The organism is Stappia indica (assembly GCF_009789575.1).
GTDB classification, from domain to species: domain Bacteria; phylum Pseudomonadota; class Alphaproteobacteria; order Rhizobiales; family Stappiaceae; genus Stappia; species Stappia indica_A.
Genome location: NZ_CP046908.1, coordinates 339,762 through 361,575 on the forward strand (window position 1 = coordinate 339,762; position 21,814 = coordinate 361,575).

Annotated in this window: 16 protein-coding genes and 1 tRNA gene; 7 read left to right on the forward strand and 10 right to left on the reverse strand. The window is 68.1% G+C overall.

All coding sequences use genetic code 11. The annotated features are described in order from the left end of the window. Window positions 1–92: 92 nt before the first annotated feature. The 9 genes from GH266_RS01620 to tpiA form a co-directional block, all read right to left on the reverse strand. A complete protein-coding gene (locus tag GH266_RS01620) occupies window positions 93–1,061 on the reverse strand; it encodes a TAXI family TRAP transporter solute-binding subunit (protein WP_158192337.1) in 969 nt (322 codons plus the stop codon). A gap of 426 nt (window positions 1,062–1,487) precedes the next feature. Further along, on the reverse strand, window positions 1,488–1,778 hold the full coding sequence (locus tag GH266_RS01625; protein ID WP_158192338.1) for a hypothetical protein: 291 nt from the start codon (window positions 1,776–1,778) through the stop codon (window positions 1,488–1,490). A gap of 367 nt (window positions 1,779–2,145) precedes the next feature. Then, window positions 2,146–2,221, reverse strand: a tRNA-Lys gene (locus GH266_RS01630). Window positions 2,222–2,304: 83 nt separating this feature from the next. Continuing rightward, a complete protein-coding gene (locus GH266_RS01635) occupies window positions 2,305–5,454 on the reverse strand; it encodes an efflux RND transporter permease subunit (protein WP_158192339.1) in 3,150 nt (1,049 codons plus the stop codon). Window positions 5,455–5,459: 5 nt separating this feature from the next. Then, the gene (locus GH266_RS01640) at window positions 5,460–6,605 is read right to left on the reverse strand and encodes an efflux RND transporter periplasmic adaptor subunit (protein WP_158192340.1); all 1,146 of its coding nucleotides are present in this window, start codon (window positions 6,603–6,605) and stop codon (window positions 5,460–5,462) included. Window positions 6,606–6,729: 124 nt separating this feature from the next. After that, a complete protein-coding gene (locus GH266_RS01645; protein WP_158192341.1) occupies window positions 6,730–7,596 on the reverse strand; it encodes a VOC family protein in 867 nt (288 codons plus the stop codon). 64 nt (window positions 7,597–7,660) lie between these two features. Continuing rightward, a complete protein-coding gene (locus GH266_RS01650) occupies window positions 7,661–9,289 on the reverse strand; it encodes a CTP synthase (RefSeq protein ID WP_158192342.1) in 1,629 nt (542 codons plus the stop codon). Between the two features lie 120 nt (window positions 9,290–9,409). Beyond that, window positions 9,410–9,778: a preprotein translocase subunit SecG gene (gene secG, locus GH266_RS01655; RefSeq protein ID WP_158195998.1), complete on the reverse strand. Its 369-nt coding sequence runs from the start codon at window positions 9,776–9,778 to the stop codon at window positions 9,410–9,412. Window positions 9,779–9,911: 133 nt separating this feature from the next. Continuing rightward, window positions 9,912–10,670: a triose-phosphate isomerase gene (gene tpiA, locus GH266_RS01660; protein WP_158192343.1), complete on the reverse strand. Its 759-nt coding sequence runs from the start codon at window positions 10,668–10,670 to the stop codon at window positions 9,912–9,914. Window positions 10,671–10,928: 258 nt separating this feature from the next. On the opposite strand from tpiA, the gene GH266_RS01665 reads away from it, so the two are divergent. The 6 genes from GH266_RS01665 to lexA all read left to right on the forward strand — a co-directional run bounded on the left by GH266_RS01665 (window position 10,929) and on the right by lexA (window position 17,361). Beyond that, the gene (locus GH266_RS01665; RefSeq protein ID WP_158192344.1) at window positions 10,929–12,818 is read left to right on the forward strand and encodes a peptidylprolyl isomerase; all 1,890 of its coding nucleotides are present in this window, start codon (window positions 10,929–10,931) and stop codon (window positions 12,816–12,818) included. Window positions 12,819–12,852: 34 nt separating this feature from the next. Beyond that, window positions 12,853–13,878 (forward strand): anthranilate phosphoribosyltransferase, encoded by a 1,026-nt coding sequence (gene trpD / locus GH266_RS01670; protein ID WP_158192345.1) that lies wholly within the window; start codon window positions 12,853–12,855, stop codon window positions 13,876–13,878. Next, window positions 13,871–14,680, forward strand: a complete 810-nt coding sequence (gene trpC, locus GH266_RS01675; protein WP_158192346.1) for an indole-3-glycerol phosphate synthase TrpC — start codon at window positions 13,871–13,873, stop codon at window positions 14,678–14,680. The genes trpD and trpC overlap by 8 nt, the downstream gene beginning before the upstream one ends. Before the next feature lie 3 nt (window positions 14,681–14,683). Then, the gene (gene moaC, locus GH266_RS01680; protein ID WP_158192347.1) at window positions 14,684–15,205 is read left to right on the forward strand and encodes a cyclic pyranopterin monophosphate synthase MoaC; all 522 of its coding nucleotides are present in this window, start codon (window positions 14,684–14,686) and stop codon (window positions 15,203–15,205) included. Window positions 15,206–15,237: 32 nt separating this feature from the next. Continuing rightward, window positions 15,238–16,452 (forward strand): molybdopterin molybdotransferase MoeA, encoded by a 1,215-nt coding sequence (locus GH266_RS01685; RefSeq protein WP_158192348.1) that lies wholly within the window; start codon window positions 15,238–15,240, stop codon window positions 16,450–16,452. A gap of 192 nt (window positions 16,453–16,644) precedes the next feature. Next, the gene (gene lexA, locus GH266_RS01690) at window positions 16,645–17,361 is read left to right on the forward strand and encodes a transcriptional repressor LexA (RefSeq protein WP_158192349.1); all 717 of its coding nucleotides are present in this window, start codon (window positions 16,645–16,647) and stop codon (window positions 17,359–17,361) included. 34 nt (window positions 17,362–17,395) lie between these two features. Here the strand turns inward: lexA and GH266_RS01695 are convergent, their stop codons facing one another. Further along, the gene (locus GH266_RS01695; RefSeq protein ID WP_158192350.1) at window positions 17,396–20,029 is read right to left on the reverse strand and encodes a ComEC/Rec2 family competence protein; all 2,634 of its coding nucleotides are present in this window, start codon (window positions 20,027–20,029) and stop codon (window positions 17,396–17,398) included. Between the two features lie 257 nt (window positions 20,030–20,286). Between GH266_RS01695 and gltX the strand changes: the two genes are divergently transcribed. Then, entirely contained in the window at window positions 20,287–21,717 is a 1,431-nt protein-coding gene (gltX, locus tag GH266_RS01700; protein WP_158192351.1) for a glutamate--tRNA ligase, read from the forward strand. The last annotated feature ends 97 nt before the right edge of the window (window positions 21,718–21,814 follow it).

Here is a 21,814-nt window from a genome sequence, read left to right on the forward strand (position 1 = left end):
CCCAAGCCATGTCGCGTCCGCCGGACGTGCCTGACCACGATCTGAAAGAAAACGGGCCGGCGCGAAGGATTCGCGCCGGCCCCGGAGCTGGATTACATCCAGCCGCGCTCCTTGTAGTAGCGCTCTGCGCCCTCGTGCAGCGGCGCCGAGAGGTTGTTCTTGATCATGTCCTCTTCCTTCAGGTTCTCGAAGGCGGGATGCATCTGCTTGAAGCGGTCGAAGTTCTCGAACACCGCCTTGGTCACCGCGTAGATGACGTCCGGCGAGGTCTTGGCCGACGAGACGAAGGTGGCACCCACGCCGAAGGTCGTGGTGTCCTCGTCGGTGCCCGCATACATGCCGGCCGGGATGGTCGCCATGGAATAGAACGGGTTGTCGTCGACCAGCTTGCGGATCACCTCATTGTCGACATTGATCAGGCGCGACTCGCAGGACGTGGTCGCCTCCTTGATGGTTCCCGCCGGGTGGCCGACGGTGAAGACGATCGCGTCGATCTTGTTGTCGCAGAGGGCGGCAGACTGCTCAGCCGACTTCAACTCGGCAGCGAGCGAGAAGTCCGATGCGCTCCAGCCCATCTTGTCCATCACCACCTCGAAGGTGGCGCGGGCGCCCGAACCGGGATCGCCCATGTTGACGCGCTTGCCCTTGAGGTCCTCGAAGGTCTTGATGCCGGAATCGGCGCGCGCCACCACGGTGAACGGCTCCGGATGCACGGAGAAGACCGCACGCAGCTCTTCGAACTTGCCGTCCGGGAACGTGTCGGGAGCGGTTCCGTTATAGGCATGGTACTGCCAGTCCGACTGGGCGACGCCCATGTCGAGGTCGCCGGCGCGGATGCCGTTGATGTTGGACACCGAGCCGCCGGTGGTGTGCGTGCACTTGATGTCGTGCTCGGCCGAGCCGCGGTTGACGAGACGGCAGATCGCGCCGCCGACCTGGTAGTAGACGCCGGTCTGGCCGCCGGTGCCGATGGTGATGAAGGTCTCGGCCTGGGCCGTGCCGGACAGCGCCATGGCGCCGGCGACCATCGTCCCAAGGGTCAATGACTTGAAGAGTTTCATGCAGTGCCTCCCGTGATAGGCAGCGGTTTCGTGCGACACGCAAGGGCGGACCGTCAGGACGGGCCTCCCGGCTGGAAGCGCTTCAGGAAGATCGCAGGCCCCGTCCCCGGGGCCGTCATTCGCGCGCAAGGCCCGATCCGCTTCGGGATCGCGCCGCCTGCCGGCAGTCTCGAAAGCTGCCTTCGCACGAACGACCGCCTCCCCTCCTCGCTTCTGGCGCGTGAGCTGGACAGGACTGCCACAGCCTTCCCGCGAAAATGCGGAAAGTCAGGTTAGACCGAAACGTGACGATCTTCCAACCCCCTGTAGAGGTTCTGGAAAAATTGGAGAAAGGACCTTGGGAGGATTGCAGGACAATCTTGCAATATCGGACAGACGATCGGAGCGGCCGCGCATCGACGGCTGTCGCTCTTGTGTGCCAGAGCTTCAGTCGCCGCTCTTGCCGCCGTGGATGACTTCGAGGAAATTGCGGCGCAGCTGAGCCTCGTCCTGCCCTTCGCGCAAGCCCTGGCGCCATTGATCTATGACGAGGCGCAAGGCGAGCGTTTCGCGCGTATGCGGCAGGTGGCTGAGATAATCGGTGAAATAGTCGTCGAGCGCCTGACGGTCGAGCGCACCTTGTGCGATCAGCCCATGGATGAGAGCCATGGTCGCAGCGATGTGCCCCCGCAGGAACTCATACTCTGCCGTGCTGTTGCCGCCGGAGGTGTCAGACATCGTCTCGTGCGTCCGTCCTGTCGTTGTAGTGGTCACTCGCCTCTGCCGACAGTTGTACACAGCATAGGCCGGGTGGTCGATAGACGATGCGCGCCCCTTGCGGACAGAGCCGGCGCCGGGGCATCGCTCCCGTCATTCCCAAGCGTAACTCTACATCATGAAGGAAGGGTTTTCCAACCAGGCCGATGAGCAAATGCTCAACAAGCCGGCCCTTGCGCGAAACCGCGACCGCGGTCGCAAACGCCGTCGGAACAAACGCAGCGGAACGGAGGGCATATGAGCGGTTTCGGTGGGGCGCTTGCAGCGCGCTATCACCCACCTCGCCTCGCCCGGTATCTCTTCAAAACCACGGATACCGGGGAGATCTTGGTGAGCCCGCAGGGGCTCGAACCCTGGACCTACTGATTAAAAGTCAGTTGCTCTACCAACTGAGCTACAGGCTCACACGCGCGTTCCTGTAACAATGTGCGCCCGGCGTGACAAGAGGCGAATTGGCGAGGGTGGATAACCGCCCTCGCCGCACCGCTTATGCCGGCTTGATCTCGTCCCTTGCGACATCGGCTCCGGCATAGATGCCCTTGAGGCGTTCGCGCAGGATCTGCATGACCACATAAAGCACCGGGATCAGCACCACGCCGAGCGTGGTGGCGAACAGCATGCCGCCGAATACCGCGAATCCGATGGCCTTCTGGCTGGCCGCACCCGCACCGTTCGCGGTCACCAGCGGAACCACACCGAGCAGGAAGGCGAGCGCCGTCATCATCACGGCGCGGAAGCGCAGATGCGCCGCCTCGCGGGCCGCGGCAATGATCGACTTGCCCTTCTCCCGTTCCTCCATGGCGAACTCGACGATCAGGATGGCGTTCTTGGCGCCGAGACCGACGAGCATGATCATGCCGATCTGGGTGTAGAGGTTGACGTCGCTCCCCGTGGCCGCCACCGCGGCGAAGGCGCCGAGCAGCGCCACCGTCACCGACATCAGGATCGCCAGAGGCATCGACCAGCTTTCGTACTGGGCGACCAGGAAGAGATAGGCGAAGAGGATCGACAGCATCAGCACGATGACAACGACCGCGCCGGCGCCCTGCTGCTGCAGCGCCGAGCCGGTCCACTCGTAGGCGTAACCGGACGGCAGCGCCTCGGCAGCCCCCCGCTCCATTTCGGTAATGGTGTCGCCGGTGGACATGCCCGCCTTCGGCTCCGCATTGACCGATGCGGAGCGGAACATGTTGTAGCGATTGAGGATCTGCGGGCCGAGCACGTTCTCGACGCTGACGATGGACCGCAACGGAACCATGTCTCCCGCCTCGTTGCGCACATGCAGCTGCGCGATGTCGTCGGCCCGATCGCGCATGGCGCCCTCGGCCTGAATCATCACGCGATAAACGCGCCCGAACAGGTTGAAATCGTTGACGTAATACCCGCCGAGATAGGCTTGCAGCGTCTGGAAGACATCCGCGATCCGGATGCCGAGCAGCTTCGCCCGCTCCCGGTCGAGATTGACGAAGAGCTGCGGCACGTTCGCCCGGAAGGTCGAATAAGCCTGGGCGATCGAAGGCTGCTGATTCGCCGTGTAGACGAGCGAGCCGACCGCCGAGGCGAGATCCTGCGGCGTGCCGCCGCCCGTCTGCTGCACCTTCATCTCGACGCCGGCGGTGGTGCCGAGGCCGGGGATCGGGGGAGCGTTGAAGGCGATGATGTTGGCGCCGGGGATTGTCGAGAACGTCGCCCAGAGTTTCGCGAGGATACCGTTGGCGCTCAGTTCCGGCGTTTCGCGCTCGCCCCACGGCTTCAGCTTGACGATGACCATGCCCGAATTCGGCGAAAGGCCCGAATTGAGGATCGAGAAGCCGTTGACCATGATGAGATGCTGGATGCCGTCGATGCCTTCCAGCATCTCTTCCATCCGGTCGGTGATCTCGGTGGTGCGCGGCAGCGCCGCGCCGTCGGGCAGTTGCACGTCGACCATCAGGTAGCCCTGGTCCTCCAGCGGCAGGAAGCCCTGCGGCAGGCGGCCGCTCATCACCACGATCAGCGCGACGGCGGCACCGACACCGACAAGGCCGAGGAACGAGCGCGGCAGCAGGCGCGACACGATCCCGACATAGCCGTTGCGGGCACCGCTGATTCCCTTCTCGAACAGTGCCAGCAACCCGCGCGGCGGGCCCGAGCGCGCCTTCAGCACCAGGCCGCACAGGGCCGGCGACAGGGTCAGCGCGTTGATCGAGGAAATCACCACCGAGACCGAGATCGTCACGGCGAACTGCGAGTAGAGCCGGCCGGTGATGCCCGGCATGAAGATCGTCGGCACGAACACCGCAAGCAGCACCAGGGTGGTCGCGATCACCGGCGTGGTGATCTGCTGCATCGCCTTTTCGGTCGCTTCCTTGGCCGACAGACCTTCCTCGGCGATGATGCGCTCGACGTTTTCCACCACGATGATCGCATCGTCCACGACGATGCCGATGGCCAGCACCAGCGCGAAGAGGCTGATCGTGTTGAGCGACATGCCCGCCAGCAGCAGGACGGCGAACGTGCCGATCAGCGACACGGGGATGGCGATGGTCGGAATGATCGTCGCCCGCCAGTTGCCCAGGAACACGAAGACCACCGCGACGACCAGCCCAAAGGTCATCATCAGGGTCATGACCACGTCGTCGAGCGAGCGCTCGACGAATTCGGTCGTATCGAAGGGAATGTCGTAGGCGACATCCTCCGGGAAGGCCTTGGACAGTTCCTCCAGCCGCGCCCTCACGCCTTCGGCCACGGCAAGCGCGTTGGCGCCCGGCGCCTGGTAGATCGCCAGCACGGTTGCCGGCTTGCCGTCGTAGCGCCCGCTTGCGGCGTAGAACTGCGACCCGAGCTCCACCCGCGCCACATCGCCGATGCGCACCAGCGCCCCGTCCTCGCCCGTGCGCAGCACGATGTTGCGGAACTCCTCGACCGTAGACAGGCGCCCCTGCGCCCGCACGGTGTACTGGAACTGCTGCCCCTCGGGCGCCGGCGGTGCGCCGATCTGGCCGGCCGCGACCTGCAGGTTCTGATCCTGGATCGCCGCGATGAAGTCGGATGGCGTCATCGACAGGGCCGCCAGCCGGTTCGGGTCGAGCCAGATTCGCATGCCGTAAGCGAAGTCGGTGAGCACGTCGGCCTTGCCGACGCCCTTCACGCGGGCGAGCGAATCCTTGAGGTTGATCGAGGCGTAATTGGCGAGAAACAGTTCGTCATAGGTGCGGTTGGGCGAGAACAGCGTCACGACCAGCAGCATGTTGGTGCTGGCCTTCTGCACGGTCACGCCGCTGCGGGTGACGTCGGCCGGCAGCACGCTCGTCGCCTGCGACACCCGGTTCTGCACGTTGACCGCTGCAATGTCCGGATCGGTGCCGACATCGAAGACGATGTTCAGCGAGTAGCTGCCGTTGTCGGAGCTGTTCGACGACATGTAGAGCATGTTGTCGACGCCGTTCACCTCGGCCTCGATGGGCGCCGCGACGGTCTCTTCCAGCACCTGCGCGCTGGCGCCGGTATAGCTGGCGGAGACGTTGACGACCGGCGGGGTGATGTTCGGGAACTGCTCGACCGGCAGCGACATGTATCCCAGCGCGCCGGCGATGGTGATGACGATCGAGATGACCAGCGCGAATTTCGGCCGGTTGATGAAGATCCGCGAGAACATCGGCGTTACTCCGCCGAGCCGGCGGCGAGCGCGGCGTTGACCGGCACGCCCGGCCGCACCTTCTGAAGGCCGAGCGTGATCACGCGCTCACCCTCCTGCAGCCCTTTCGTCACGGCGAAGTCCGTGTCGACCTGCTGGCCGAGTTCGACATAGCGCTGCTCGACGGTCTCGTTGCTGCCCACCACCAGCACGAAGGGGCCGCGCTGGTCGCGCTGCACCGCCGACTGCGGAATGACGATCTCCTTCATCGACACCGGCGCTTCCACGACGACTTCGACGAAGGTGCCGGCGACCAGAAGCAGGTCGGGGTTGCGGAAGCGCCCGCGGACCGCGATCGTTCCCGTCTTCGGATCGACCACATTGTCGATGAAGACGATCTCGCCGTCCTGCTCGTAGCGCTTGCCGTTCGGCAGGATCACGTGGATGCCCGGCAACGCGGCCTTGTCGCCGACAGCGTCCGCCGGATTGGCGCCGCGCACCGCGTCCAGATAGTCCTTCTCGCTGATCGCGAAACTCACATACATCGGATCGGTACGCACCAGCCGCGCGATCGGGCCGCTCGACGGGCCGACCACATCGCCGACGCTGAAATTGCTCCTGCCGATCTTGCCGGCAAACGGTGCCGTGATGTCGGTGTAGCCCAGGTTGAGCTCGGCCTGGGTGATCGCCGCATTGGCGGCTGCGACCGAGGCATCGGCCTGCTCCTTGGCCGCAAGCGTCGCCTGATACTTGGCCTGGGAGACGTGCCCCTTGTCGAGCAGGTCCTTGTCGCGCTCCAGGTCGGAGGCCTTCAGCGCCGCATCGGCCGCAGCACGCGCCGCCTCCGCCTTGGCGGAGGCCAGCGCCGCCTCGTAGGGCGCGCGCTCGATGGTGAACAGCAGCTGGCCGCTCTGCACGGTCGCGCCGTCGTCGACATTCTTGGAATTGAGGAAGCCGGAAACCCGGGCGATCAGGTTGACGTCGTCGACCGCCTGCACGCGCCCGACGAAGCGGGCGGACTGGCGCACCTCTTTGGAGACGGCTGCCGCGACGGTGACGGAAGGGGGCGGTGCTTCCTGCGTCGAGCTGTCCTGCGACGGGTTGCAGGCGGCCAGCGCGACGGCAAGGCCCGGAATGAGGCTCACGCGCAGGAACGAACGCAGCTGGCCCATGATTGTAACCTCCCCCCGAGCGCCCGGATACCGGACGCCGGTCTATTAGACGAAAGAGAAGCGGTGATGACACCGCCCCTCGCACAGCCGTTTTCTGTAGCTTTCGGAAGGGTACGCAGGCAACTCAGTCAAAGACAAGCGCCAATCCGAAGTGGTCCCCGGCCGGCAGAACCAGGCCTTCGGGCGCCTCCACCGCATCGAACGATGCCTCCCGCAGCGTCTGCGCCAGGTGGGTGCGGTCGCGGGCTCGAAGGCCGAGCGCGGCAATCGCCGAACCACCGGGACCGATCTCCGGCGCATCGATGCCGTACAGCGAGGCAAAGGCTGCCGGCGGCATCAGGTGCAGCCGGCCGCGCGGCGTCTCGAGGGTGATCCCGAGGCTCGTCGCCCGCATTTCCCGCCGGCCGGTGAAGGCGGCGTAGAAGATGTGCTGCTCGGCCGGCTCGTCGCAGACGATCACCACCGATTCGAGCGCGGTGACGCCATTGGGATGGGTCTGGTACTCGGCCGACCAGAAGGTGTCCGGATAGCGGTTCAGGCAGGTGAAGAAGCCATGCGCGGGATCGCTGTCGTTGCGCACGAAGGTCAGGTCGAAGCCGACCTTGCGGATGCCCCCGTCGGGCAGCGTCGCCTCGCGGCCGAACGAGAACGGCGCGTAGACATGCAGGCCGGCCCGCTCGAAATCGCGGCGATCTGCCGCCGGATCGCGGCTTTCCATCACCAGCATCGAGGCGCCCTCGCGCGTCTTCAGGAAATCGCGGTTGAACGCACCGAAGGAGAACGTGTCGCCCGCCGCCTCCGGGATCAGCGTCTCGTCGCCGATCCCCAGGATCTCGATGAAGAAGCCGTCGAGCTGGACGAGGTGGTTTTCCGTGCCCCAGGGATGGCGGGCGCGCGGCGTGACGCGAAAGCCCAGCCTTTCCATGAAACGGGGGGCCGCGCCAAGATCGCGCACCGCCCAGACCACGTGATCGAAACCGCGTGCGCTCATCCCGTTCTCCCCTGCCCTTGTTGCGTCCGGCTGCTCCCGAGCGGAAGAGCCGGCCCGGCCGTCCTCAGACCAGGCGGCTCTGCTCGATCGCCGCGGCCACGAAGGACGCGAAGAGCGGATGCGGCTCGAACGGGCGCGACTTCAGCTCCGGATGGTACTGCACGCCGATGAACCAGGGATGGTCGTCGATCTCCACCGTCTCCGGCAGCTGGCCGTCAGGCGACGTGCCGGCAAAGCGCAGGCCCGCCTGCTCCAGCCGCTCGCGATAGGCGATGTTCACCTCGTAGCGGTGGCGATGGCGCTCGGAGATCATCTCCGACCCGTAGATGCCGGCGATCCGCGAGCCCTTCTGCAACCGCGCCTGATAGGCGCCGAGGCGCATGGTGCCGCCGAGTTCGCCGTCGGCGCGCCGGACCTCGATCTGGTTGCCCTTCGACCATTCGGTCATCAGGCCGACCACGGGCTCCGCCGCCTCGCCGAACTCGGTGGAGTTGGCGTCCCGAATGCCGGCGAGATTGCGCGCCGCCTCGATCACCGCCATCTGCATGCCGAAGCAGATGCCGAAATACGGCACCTTGTGCAGCCGGGCGAAACGGGCTGCCGCGATCTTGCCTTCCGCGCCGCGCTCGCCGAAGCCGCCCGGCACGAGAATGCCGTGGACGCTTTCCAGCCACGGGGTCGGGTCTTCCTTCTCGAAGATCTCCGACTCGATCCACTCGATGTTGACGCGCACGTTGTTGGCGATGCCGCCGTGGACCAGCGCCTCGATCAGCGACTTGTAGGCGTCCTTGAGGACCGTGTACTTGCCGATGATCGCGATGGTCACCTCGCCTTCCGGATTGGCGAGCGTCTCGGAAATGCCGATCCAGCGGGACAGGTCGAGCGCCGGCGCGCCGGTGATGCCGAACGCTGCCAGCACCTCGTCGTCCAGCCCTTCCTTGTGATAGGCGATCGGCACGTCGTAGATCGACTTGACGTCGTAGGCCGGGATGACGGCGCCTTCGCGCACGTTGCAGAACAGCGACAGCTTGCGCCGCTCGCTCTCCGGGATCTTGCGGTCGCAGCGGACCATCAGGATGTCCGGCTGGATGCCGATGGAGCGCAGCTCCTTGACCGAGTGCTGGGTCGGCTTGGTCTTGAGCTCGCCGGCCGTCGCGATGAACGGCATCAGGGTCAGGTGAATATAGACCGCATGGCCGCGCGGCAGCTCGTTGCCGAGCTGGCGGATCGCCTCGAAGAACGGCAGTCCCTCGATGTCGCCGACGGTGCCGCCGATCTCGCACAGCACGAAATCGTAGTCGTCGTTGCCGTCTAGGACGAAGGCCTTGATCGCATCGGTGACGTGCGGAATCACCTGGACGGTGCCGCCGAGATAGTCGCCGCGGCGCTCCTTGGCGATGATGTCCTGGTAGATCCGGCCGGTGGTGATGTTGTCCATCTTGTTGGCCGGACGACCGGTGAACCGCTCGTAGTGACCAAGGTCGAGGTCGGTCTCCGCGCCGTCGTCGGTCACGAAGCACTCACCGTGCTGGTAGGGACTCATCGTCCCCGGATCGACGTTGAGATAGGGGTCGAGCTTGCGCAGCCGCACCCGGTATCCACGCGCCTGAAGGAGGGCTCCAAGAGCCGCGGAGGCGAGTCCCTTGCCTAGGGAAGAAACCACGCCGCCGGTGATGAAGATGTATCGCGCCATGGACAAATACCATATCGCTGCGGGCGCTGATTCGAACGCCCGGCATGGAGTTAACACACAAGAAAATGCCCCGCGACGGGTATCGCGGGGCATTGGATGAAGACGCTTGCCGCCCTGGGCTTACTGCGCCGCCGGAACCTGCGGTCCGGAAGGCGTCTCGGGCGGACGCAACTGGTCGAGGATGCCGTTGCCGGAACCCGACGTTCCCTCGCCGACCGGCGCGCTCTGCGTACCGGGCGCGGCGTCGAGGATCGAGGCCGGACGGTCGCCGTTCTTGGCCAGCAGCGCAAGACCCAGCGAGGTCGCGAAGAAGACCGCAGCCAGAATCGCCGTTGCGCGGGTCAGCACGTTGCCGCTGCCGCGGCTGGACATCATCCCGCCACCGCCGCCGCCGATGCCCAGGGCACCGCCTTCGGAACGCTGCAGGAGAACCACCAGGACGAGCGCAAGCACGACCATAAGATGAATAACGATGACAACGGTTTCCATCGACAACCAGTCTTTCGTGTTCGGATTGCAGCGGGTTCTACACCAATGCCGTCACGGTTTCCACCCTTGATCGGCCCCGACTGCACTCATGGCAGCCAGCTGATGGCCGCATAACAAAAGGTTTGCCGGCGGATCAGCCGGCGGCCTTTGCGATCGCAAGGAAATCGGCGGCCTTCAGGCTGGCGCCGCCGACCAGCGCGCCGTCGACATTGTCGACCGACAGCAGCTCGCCGGCATTGGCCGGCTTCACCGAGCCGCCGTAAAGCAGCCGGATCGAGGCGGCCGAGGGCCCGAACCGTCCCTGCAGTTCCTTGCGCATATAGGCATGCATCTCGGCCACGTCATCCACCGTCGGCGTCAGGCCGGTGCCGATGGCCCAGACCGGCTCGTAGGCAACGACCAGCCGGGCGCCGTCCGCGCCCTCCGGCACCGAGCCGGCAAGCTGTGCGCCGACCACCTCGAGAGCCTTGCCCGCCTTGCGCTCGGCTTCCGTCTCGCCGACGCAGACGATGGCGATAAGGCCCGCCCGCCACGCGGCCTCCGCCTTGGCCCGCACCAGCGCGTCGCTCTCGCCATGATCGGCCCGGCGCTCGGAATGGCCGACGATGACCCAGCGCGCGCCGGAATCGGCCAGCATCTCGGCCGAGATGTCGCCTGTGTGGGCGCCGCTCGCCGCCGGGTGGCAGTCCTGGCCGCCGATGCTGAGGCCGCTGTCGCCGGCCGCAGCTGCGGCCGCGGCAACCAGCGTCGCGGGCGGGCAGATGGCGAGATCGACCGAAGCGGCGAGACCGCCGGCCGCCGCCTCCGCCATGGAACGCAGCTCGCCGAGCGCGGTCGCCAGCCCGTTCATCTTCCAGTTTCCGGCGATCAGCGGCGTGTTCCTGTCGGTCATTTCGGCATCCTCGGCTGGCATGCGGTCGGCGATGGGCGTGCCGGGCGGGCACATTCAATGCCGGTGCTACCAGAATTTCCGCCTCGTTCAAGACGATACGGCGCAAGCCTTTGCCCGAGCCTTTGCCCAAGCCATTGCCTGTGCCTTGCCCCTGCCGATCCGCATCTCTATGATCCGCCCGCTCCAGCTCGGATTTTACCCAAGGTCCGGGCCGTATCCTGTTGCCCCGGTAACGCCCCTGTAACGACGGAACCTGCAATGCTCGACACTCTGCGCAGCGGCGCAAAGTCATGGATTTCCAAACTCCTGATCGCTCTTCTCGTCATCAGCTTCGCGATCTGGGGCATTTCGGGTGATCTTCTCAATGTCGGCGGCGACCAGGTCGCGACCGTGGGCGACCGCAAGATCTCGATCGTCGAGTTCGACAATGCCTATCGGCGCGAGCTCGACACGATCGGCCGCAACATCGGACGGCCGCTGTCGACCGTCGAGGGCGCCTCGCTCGGCATTCCCGCACAGGTGCTCGGACGCCTGATCGCCGAAGCCGCGCTGAACGAGACCGCGGACGAGTACAATCTCGGCCTGTCCGACCAGCAGCTGGTCCGCCTCATCCAGGAGGCCCCGGCCTTCCAGGCGCCGGGCGGCGGCTTCGACCGCGCCCTGCTGTCGCGCGTGCTGATGGCCAACGGCCTGACCGAGGACGCCTTCGTCGCCGAGCGCCGGCTGCTGGAGGAGCGCCGCCAGATCGCCGATGCGATCAGCGGCGGCCTTGCGACCCCGGCGGCGATGCTGGAGGCGTTCAACCAGCACGCCAACGAGGAGCGCAGCGTCGACTACGTGGAATTCGGCGCCGACCAGGCCGGCGAGATCCCCGCCCCGACGGACGCCGAGCTCACCACCTATTTCGAGGCCAACCAGGACACGTTCCGCGCGCCCGAATACCGCAAGGTGGCGCTGCTGTCGCTGACGCCCGAGCGCCTGGCGCGCCCGGACGAGGTCAGCGAGGACGACCTGCGCCAGGAATATGCCGCGTCCGGCGACCGCTTCGGCGAGCCGGAGCGCCGCCGCATCCTGCAGATCCCGCTGGGCGATGCGGCCGCGGTCGAAGCGGCCCGCACCGCCCTTTCGGAAGGCAAGACCTTCGAGGACATTCTCGCCGAGCGCGGCCTGACGGAAGCGCAGGTGGAGCTGGGCAACATGGCTCGCACCGAGTTGCTCGACCCGGCCATCGCCGAGGCGGCGTTCTCGCTCGCCGAGGGCCAGACCTCCGGCATCGTCGAGGGTCGCCTGACCTCCGTGCTGCTCAAGGTCGCCGAGATCACCGAGGCGCACCAGTCGCCGCTGGAGGAGGTCGGTCCGGAACTGCGCAAGGAGGTCGCCCTGCGCCTTGCGACGCGCGAGGTGCTGGACCTGCATGACGAGATCGAGGACGCCCGCGCCGGCGGCGCGACGCTGCAGGAGGTCGCGGAGCGATTCTCCCTGACCCTCGACGCGCCGGCCGCCTTCGACAGCGCCGGCAAGGACCAGGCCGGCAATGCCGTCACGCTGCCGGACGCGAACGACCTGATCTCCGACGTGTTCGAGAGCGATGTCGGCATCGAGGCCGACATGCTGCAGCTCGGCCGCGACGGCTTCCTGTGGTTCGAGGTGCAGGAAGTCGTGCCGGCCCGCGACCGCACGCTGGACGAGGTCCGCCCGCAGGTCGTCGACGCCTGGACCGCGCAGCAGCGCACCCAGCGGCTCGACGATCTGGCCAAGTCCATCGTGGACGAGGTCCGCGGCGGCAAGTCGCTGCAGGACGTCGCCACCGAGCGCGGCCTGACTGTTGCCTCCGCGACCGGCATCAAGCGCAACGGCGCCAACGGCCCCCTGCCCGCCTCGGCCATCCCGTCCGTGTTCTCCGGTCCGGTCGGCACGCTCGGCAGCGCCGCGCACGAGGGAGGCCGCCGTCTCGTCTTCCGCGTTACCGGCGCCAATGCCCCGGCCTTCTTCCGCGAGGCCGGCGAGATCGCCGCGCTCGACCAGCGGCTGGCCGAGGCGCTGCAGAACTCGGTCATCGGCCAGTATGTCGGCGAGCGCGAGGCGCGTCTCGGCGTCAGCGTCAACCAGGCCAACATCAACCGGGTGCTCGGCCAGGGCGGTAGCTGATGCCGCCCCGGGTCCCTTTCGGGAGGACGTCGATTTGAGCAACCTCAAGACCCTGATCGCCAAGGCCGCCGACGGGCACGCCCTGTCGCGCGCCGAGGCCCAGTCCGCCTTCGACATCATCATGTCGGGTGCGGCGACCCCGGCACAGATCGGCGGCTTCCTGATGGCGCTGCGGGTGCGCGGCGAGACCGTCGACGAGATCGCCGGCGCCGTCGCGACGATGCGCTCCAAGATGGTCCCGGTCTCCGCCCCGGCCGATGCGGTCGACGTGGTGGGCACCGGGGGCGATGCCTCGGGCAGCTACAACATCTCCACCTGCTCGGCCTTCGTGGTCGCCGGCTGCGGCGTTCCTGTCGCCAAGCACGGCAACCGCTCGCTGTCGTCGAAATCGGGCGCCGCCGACGTGCTGGCCGCGCTCGGCGTCGACATCGACATCGGCCCGGCGCAGATTTCCCGCTGCATCCGCGAGGCGGGCCTCGGCTTCATGTTCGCGCCGAACCACCATTCGGCGATGAAGCATGTCGGCCCGGCCCGCACCGAGCTCGGCACCCGCACGATCTTCAACCTGCTCGGCCCGCTGTCCAACCCGGCCGGCGTCAAGCGCCAGATGGTCGGCGTCTTCGCCTCGCAATGGGTGGAGCCGATCGCCCGGGTGCTCGCCGCCCTCGGCTCCGAATCGGCCTGGGTCGTGCACGGCTCCGACGGTCTCGACGAGATCACCACGACCGGCCCGACCCGCGTCGCCGCTCTGGAAAACGGCGAGGTCCGCCTGTTCGAGATCTCGCCGCAGGATGTCGGCCTTTCGGTGCATCAGCCTGCCGACCTGAAGGGCGGCGAGGCGCCGGAAAACGCCGTCGCGCTCAAGGCGGTGCTGGAGGGCGAGAAGTCCGCCTATCGCGACACGGTCCTGATGAATGCCGGCGCGACGCTGGTGGTTGCCGGCCGCGCGCCGACCCTTGCCGAGGGCGTCGCGATGGCCGCGAATGCCATCGACAGCGGCAATGCGCTGGCCCGGCTGTCGCGCCTGGTCGAGGTGTCGAACGAGGCCCGCGATGGCTGACATCCTGGAAAAGATCGGCGCCTACAAGCGCCAGGAGATCACTGCCGCCAAGGCCGCCGTGCCGCAGGCCGAGATCGAGCGGCGCGCCGCAGACGCAGATGCCCCGCGCGGTTTCCTGAACGCACTGCGCGCCCGCAAGGCCGCCGGCGACTTCGGCCTGATCGCCGAGATCAAGAAGGCGAGCCCCTCCAAGGGCCTGATCCGCGCCGATTTCGATCCGCCGGCGCTTGCCCGCGCCTACGAGGCGGGCGGTGCGGCCTGCCTTTCCGTGCTGACCGACACCCCATCCTTCCAGGGCGCGCCGGAGTTCCTCGTCGCGGCCCGTGCCGCCACGTCGCTGCCGGCCCTGCGCAAGGATTTCCTCTACGACACCTATCAGGTGTTCGAGGCCCGCGCCTGGGGCGCCGACTGCATCCTGATCATCATGGCCGCCGTCGACGATGCGCTGGCCGCCGACCTGGAAGCGACCGCCTTCGGCCTCGGCATGGACGTGCTGGTCGAGGTGCACGATGCGGACGAGCTGGAGCGCGCGCTGCGCCTCGCCTCGCCGATGATCGGCATCAACAACCGCAACCTGAAGACCTTCGAGACGCGGCTGGAAACCAGCGAGGATCTGGCCGGGATGATCCCGGACGACCGCCTCGTCGTCGGCGAATCGGGCCTCTTCACCCCGCAGGATCTTGCGCGGATGGAGCGCTGCGGCATCTCTACCTTCCTGATCGGCGAGAGCCTGATGCGCCAGGACGACGTGACGGGTGCGACGCGCGCGCTGCTGGCGCGCCCCGGCCTTGCTGCGGAGTAGGACATGGTCGGCACATCTTCTGGAGACGCTTCCCCGCGCCTGACCCATCTGGACGAGAGCGGCGCGGCCAACATGGTCGACGTCTCGACCAAGGAGGTCACCTCCCGCGAGGCGCGCGCCGAAGGCCATGTGCGCATGAAGCCGGAGACGCTGGCGCTGATCCTGTCGGGCTCGGCCAAGAAGGGCGACGTCATCGCCACCGCCCGCATCGCCGGCATCATGGCCGCCAAGCGCACCCATGAGCTGGTGCCGCTCTGCCATCCGCTGCTGCTGTCCAAGGTCGCGGTCGACATCGTGCCGGATGAGGCGCTTCCGGGCTTGCGCGTCACCGCGATGGCCCGCGTTTCGGGCCAGACCGGCGTCGAGATGGAGGCGCTGACCGCCTGCTCGGTCACCTGCCTGACGATCTACGACATGGCCAAGGCCGTCGACCGCGGCATGACCATCGGCGGCATCCGCGTTCTCGCCAAGTCCGGCGGCAAGTCCGGCGACTGGACCGCGGCAAGCGAAACCAACCCCGCCTGACACAAGGCCAACTGACGTGAGGGACGGCTGACATGGCGCTGATCTCGGTCGACGAAGCCCTGTCGCGACTTCTCGGCGGCATCGAGCCTGTCGGAGGCGAGACCGTGCCGCTCGCCAGCGCCAACGGCCGCGTGCTCGCCGCCGACCTTGCCGCGACGCGCACCCAGCCGCCCTTTGCAGCCTCCGCCATGGACGGCTATGCGGTGCGCGCGGCCGATATCGCCGCGGTTCCTGCAACGCTCAAGCTGATCGGCGAAGCCCCTGCGGGCCGCGCCTTCACTGGTGCCATCAAGGCGGGCGAGACCGTGCGCATCTTCACCGGCGCCCCGCTTCCCGAAGGCAGCGACACGATCCTGATCCAGGAGAACACCGAGCGCGACGGCGATCTCGTCACCGCACTGGAAAGCGCCCCGCCGGGCAAGTTCGTGCGCCCCGCCGGGCTCGACTTCAAGGCCGGCGAGACGCTGCTCGCCGCCGGCACGCGGCTCGACTATCGCCGCCTTGCGCTGGCGGCGGCCATGAACCACCCCGTGCTGGAGCTGCGCCGCCGGCCGAAGGTCGCGATCCTGGCGACGGGCGACGAGCTGGTCGAGCCGGGCGAGCAGCCTGGGTCGGACCAGATCATCGCCTCCAACCATGCCGGCATTGCCGCCCTGGTCGAGGATTGCGGCGGCGAACCGCTGCAGCTCGGCATCGCCGCCGACCGGCGCGAGCACATTGCCGAGAAGATCGCCGGGGCACGGGCGGCCGGTGCCGACATTCTCGTGACGCTCGGCGGGGCTTCCGTCGGCGATCATGACCTGGTGCAGGAAGTGCTTGCCGCCTCCGGCATGGAACTCGGCTTCTGGCGCATCGCCATGCGGCCCGGCAAGCCGCTGATGGCCGGCCGGATCGAGGGCATGCGCGTGCTCGGCCTGCCGGGCAACCCGGTCTCCAGCCTCGTCTGCGGCGTTCTCTTCCTGCGCCCGCTGATCGACGCCCTGCTCGGCCGCCCGCCGCGCCGGCGCGACGCCGAGCTGCTGCCGCTGGCCGCCGATATCGGCGGCAACGACCAGCGCGAGGACTATCTGAGGGCCCGCATCCTGCGCCAGGACGATGGCACGGAGCGCGTCGCCCCGTTCGAGCGGCAGGATTCCTCCATGCTGGCAACGCTCACCCGCGCCGATGCGCTGGTGGTGCGCCCGCCCCACGCCGCCCCCCTGCCCGCCGGCACGCCGGTCCCGGTCCTGCGCCTGCCTCAAGGCTGAACCGGCCCCAGAGCTGAGCCGCCCCCGCACCTCGCCGCTTCTTGTTTCGTTCCTCCAGGGGCATTGTGGAACAAGGCAGGAACGGTTAGACTATGTTCATGATTTGTACATAGCCTGAGTCGCAGGCAGCGATCGGCAGCATCCGGCCGGCTTCGGCCCGGCTGCTGAGCCAGAGCGGGGGGACCCAAGCGCATGTTGACGCGCAAGCAGCACGAATTGCTCCTGTTCATCCACGAGAGGCTGAAGGAAACCGGCGTTCCTCCCTCGTTCGACGAGATGAAGGACGCGCTCGACCTGCGGTCCAAATCGGGCATCCACCGGCTGATCACCGCGCTGGAAGAGCGTGGCTTCATCCGCCGCCTGCCGAACCGCGCTCGCGCGCTGGAGATCGTCAAGCTGCCGGAATCCGTCGCGCCGGGCCTTGCCTCGCAGCGCGGCCAGGGCTTCTCGCCCTCCGTCATCGAGGGCTCTCTCGGCAAGACGCCGCCGGTGGAGCGGCCCCCCGCCCCGCCGCCTGCGGCCAATGACAGCGTCGAGATCCCCGTCATGGGCCGCATCGCCGCCGGCGTGCCGATCGAGGCGATCCAGTCCCACAGCCACACCATCGCCATGCCGGCCGACCTGCTCGGCAACGGCGATCACTATGCGCTGGAAGTGCGCGGCGATTCCATGATCGAGGCCGGCATTCTCGACGGCGACACGGTTGTGATCCGCCGTTCGGACAGCGCCGACAGCGGCGACATCGTCGTCGCCCTGATCGACGACGAGGAAGCGACGTTGAAGCGCCTGCGCAAGAAGGGCGCGTCCGTCGCACTGGAGGCCGCCAATCCGGCCTACGAGACCCGTATCTTCGGTCCGGGGCGCGTGCGGATCCAGGGCAAGCTCGTCTCGTTGTTCCGCCGCTACTGAGGGCGGGCGCCGGACGGAGCGCGGCACTGCACGGTTATTTCGGCGTCCAGGGTCGGCGACGCCCGTAGCTCGGGCGCACCGCGATATCGAGCGGCCCGGCAGCCCCGGCGTGAGGAATACCCTGCCGCGCCGGAGGGAACTTGGGAGAGTGCGCCGAAGAGAGCGCTCGAGGGGGCTCTGGAGGGACAGGGTCGGATGGGCCTGCGGGCACGCCCGCTGGTCCGGCAGGGGCCGCATCCGAGCCGCCGGAAAGGGCAGCGGAGACGGCAGCAGGATCGGCGGCATGCGTTGATGCCGCGGCGGAGCGTGGAGCCGGCGAAGGTCCGGCTTCCGGCATCGAAGAGGCCGCAAAATCGGGCGCAGAATCGGGCGCACTGAAATAGAGCGCAACGGCGCCGTCGCGGGCAAGCCGAGCGCCGTCGAACACTTGCCGCGCCCGGCAATCGGGCGGGGCGATCAGCGCTGAGACGATGATGTCGACCTTGCGGCAGTCCTCCTCGAAGGCGGCGCTGTCGCGCACCAGCGAGACCAGCAGTGCGGGCGGGCCTTGCGCCGCTGCGACGGGTCTTGGCTCTGGCCCTGATCCTGACCCTGGTCCTGGTCTTGGTCCTGGTGGCGCGTTGGCGGAGGTTCCGTGCCGGGTCCCCGCCCCCGGCGAGCCGTGCGCCCGCACCAGGCAGGCGAGCTTGTCGCAGTGCATATCCTTGGCGGAAATCCGCCGGTTCCCGTGCTCCCGTACGCCGACGCCGTCGGCCCGCAGCCACACCTCCGGCAGGAAGCCGCTCGGGCGCGAGGAAACGCGCAAGTCCCCCGCTGCATCACGGACGGCGATGGTCGTGCCGTTCGCCGATATCAGCATGTCCGGCTGCCGGTGCTGGGCATAAAGCAGCACCGAGGCGGCAAGCGGCAACAGGGCCACTGGGCGATATCCCCGCGGCGCGAGGCAGGCAATGAGCCCGGCCGCGACCACGGCCAGCGTGCCGGCGAGCGAGGGCGCACCGATCACCCCGTCATCCGGCGTCAACCCGCTCACCCAGGTTGCCATCGCCACGACAAGATCGATGCCCGCCCCCATCGCCGCGAGCGGCAGCGCCTCCAGCCCGAAGGGCAGCAGGGCCAGCGCCAGCACGGCGAAGGGCATCACGACCAGCGTCACCACCGGCATTGCCAGCAGGTTGCCGAGCGTGCCGAGCGGCGAGATGCGGTGGAAGTGATAGGCGCCGATGGCCCCGGTCGCGAGACCCGCGATCAGCGAGGTCAGCAGCAGGCCCCAGAACCACCCCGCAGCCCCCGACGTTGCCGCCTGCAGCAGCCCGCGGCCGGGCGGCGCCATCGGCGCCTTGCGTTCGCGCGCCGCGCGCCGGCGGGTGATCTCCTCATAGGCGGCGACCAGCGCGATGACGGCGGCGAAGGACATCTGGAACCCGGGATCGAGCAACGCCTCCGGCAGGACGGCGAGAATGAGGAAGACGGCAATCGCGACATTGCGCAACGTCAGGGCGCGCCGGGCGAAGATCCGCCCGCAAAACACCAGCACGATCATCACGAAGGCGCGCTGCGTGGCGATCGAGCCGCCGGAAATGCCGAGATAGAACACCGCCGCCGACATGGCCGCAACGGCCGCCCAGGCGTCGATCCGCCGTTCCTGCACGAGGTGCGAGGACAGCGCCAGCAGCCCCCGCACGACGAAGAAGACGGAGCCTGCGAACAGCGCCATGTGCAGGCCGGAAATCGCCAGGATATGGGCAAGGCCGGCGGTCCTGAGCGCCTCCGTCACCGGCTCGGGGATCAGCGACCGGTCGCCGGTGATCAGCGCGATGGCGAGCGCGGCCGCCGTCGTCTCGCCGAGCGCTTCGAGGATCCGCGCGGCAATCGCCAGGCGCAGGTGGGCGACCCCGGCCTTCAGCCGCAGGGACACGGGCGCCGGCCCCAGATCGACGCGGCTCGGCGCACCGAAGGCAAAACCGGTCGCGCCGATCCCGTCGAAGAAGGCGCGAAAGGCAAAGTCGTAGCCGCCGGGAATCACGGCAGCAGAAGGCGGCATCAGCCTGGCCCGCAGCCGCACACCCTCGCCCACGCCGATGCTCTCGCCATCCGGACCGCCGCGCAGGGATACGCGGACCCGGTAGGGCGTGGCCGTCGCCGCAAGCCGCTCTATCCCCGCAACGCGCAGGAGCAGCCGCGTGCCGCGGTCGGTGCGCTCGGCCTCCTCCACGAAGCCGGTCAGCGTCACGCTGCGCGCCCGGTCGATCACCGGCGCGCCGACCAGCTCGGTGCGCAGCGCCCCGGTGAAAACGCCCGACAGGACAAGGGCAAGCACCAGGAGCGGCAGGGCCGATGCACCGCGGCGCGCGGCGAGAAACCAGCCCGCCCAGGCAAGGGCGGCAGCGGGCGCAAGGACGAGGACAAGCGGCTCGGCCGGCAGGCGGAAATAGACGGCGATGCCGAGGGTGAAGGCGAGCGCGGCGTAGGCAAGCCCGCGACCCTGCGCAAGGCTTTCACTTGCTGCTGCCGCAAACCTTGTCCCCGGCCCCTGCGGTTCGTGCCATCCTGTGCGGGCTCGCCGACGACGGGCAAGCAGGTCCGCAAGCGGCAAGGCAGGCAGCGCAAGCCAGCGGCGCTCGGCCCGACGGCCTTGCACCGTGTCAGGTAGCGTGTCAGGCACCATGCCTTGTCGTGCCTGCCTGTCGTCGCCCTCGCCCGTCCGGGACACCCCAGCCGCCCCTCCCCCTGGCTGCTGCGTGCCACCGAACGCTCAAGCATTGGTGGCGCGCCGCCGCTGTGCTACACGGTCGCCGACCGTGCCAGAACCGGAGCGTTGCATTGCAACCCGGGTTCGCGCAAGACGCGAAACGGCACCGGACAGTCCCGAAGGCTCGCCGGACGCACCGTCCCGGCACCGCCACCGATCACGAGGCCTTTTGAATGAGCTCTCCCGTCGTCACGCGCTTTGCGCCCTCCCCGACCGGCTACCTGCATATCGGCGGCGCCCGCACGGCGCTGTTCAACTGGCTCTATGCCCGCCGCTTCGGCGGCAAGATGCTGCTGCGGATCGAGGATACCGACCGGGAACGCAGCACCGATGCGGCGATCTCCGCGATCCTCGACGGGCTGACCTGGCTCGGCCTCGACTGGGAGGGCGAGGCGATCTCGCAGTTCGCCCGCGCCGCGCGCCACCGCGAGGCGGCCGAGAGCCTGATCGAGAAGGGCATGGCCTATCGCTGCTACGCAACGCCGGAAGAGCTGACCGCGATGCGCGAGGAGCAGCGCGCCAACGGCCTGCCGCCGCGCTATGACGGGCGCTGGCGCGACCGCGATCCCTCCGAGGCGCCGGCCGGCGTCAAGCCGGCGATCCGCCTCAAGGCGCCGGTCGACGGCGAGACGGTGATCGAGGACAGGGTGCAGGGCCGCGTCGTCTTCCCGAACAAGGACCTCGACGACCTGGTGCTGCTGCGCTCCGACGGCACGCCGACCTACATGCTGGCCGTCGTCGTCGACGACCACGACATGGGCGTCACCCACATCATCCGCGGCGACGATCACCTGACCAATGCCGCCCGCCAGACGCTGATCTACCAGGCGCTCGGCTGGGACGTGCCGGTGATGGCGCATATCCCGCTGATCCACGGGCCGGACGGGGCCAAGCTGTCGAAGCGCCACGGCGCGCTCGGCGTCGAGGCCTATCGCGCCATGGGCTACCTGCCGGCCGCCATGCGCAACTATCTCGCGCGCCTCGGCTGGAGCCATGGCGACGACGAGATTTTCTCGACCGAAGAGATGACCGGCTGGTTCGATCTCGACGCCATCGGCAAGTCGCCCTCGCGCTTCGACTTCAAGAAGCTGGAGAACCTCAACGGTCACTACATGCGCGCCGCCGGCGCGGATGAGCTGCTGGCCGACTTCACCAGCTTCCTGCCGCATGCGGAGAACGCGCAAGGCCTGCGCAACTGGCTGCAGGATCCGGCGCATGTCGAGATGTTCCGCACCGCCCTGCCGGGGCTGAAGGAGCGCGCCAAGACCCTGGTCGAGCTTGCCGACAGCGCCGAATACCTGTGGGTGCAGCGCCCGCTCGCCATGGACGAGAAGGCCGAAAAGCTGCTGGAGGCGGACGATGCGCGCAAGGTGCTCGCCGACCTGCATGGCCGCCTGTCCGCACTCGAGACCTGGAGCGCGGAAGCGACCGAGGAAGCCGTGCGCACCTATGCCGAGGAGACCGATCTCAAGCTCGGCAAGGCGGCGCAGCCGCTGCGCGCGGCGCTGACCGGCCGGGGCACCTCGCCCGGCATCTTCGATGTGCTGGCCGTGCTCGGCCGCGAGGAATCGCTCGCCCGCATCGCCGACCAGGCCGCCGGCTGACCCGATACGGCCCGGCACCTGCGCCGGCCGGAACCAGGCGGCGGCCCGATCCCGGCCGCCGCCTGCGGTTCACATGAACCCGCCGTCACCCTGTGAC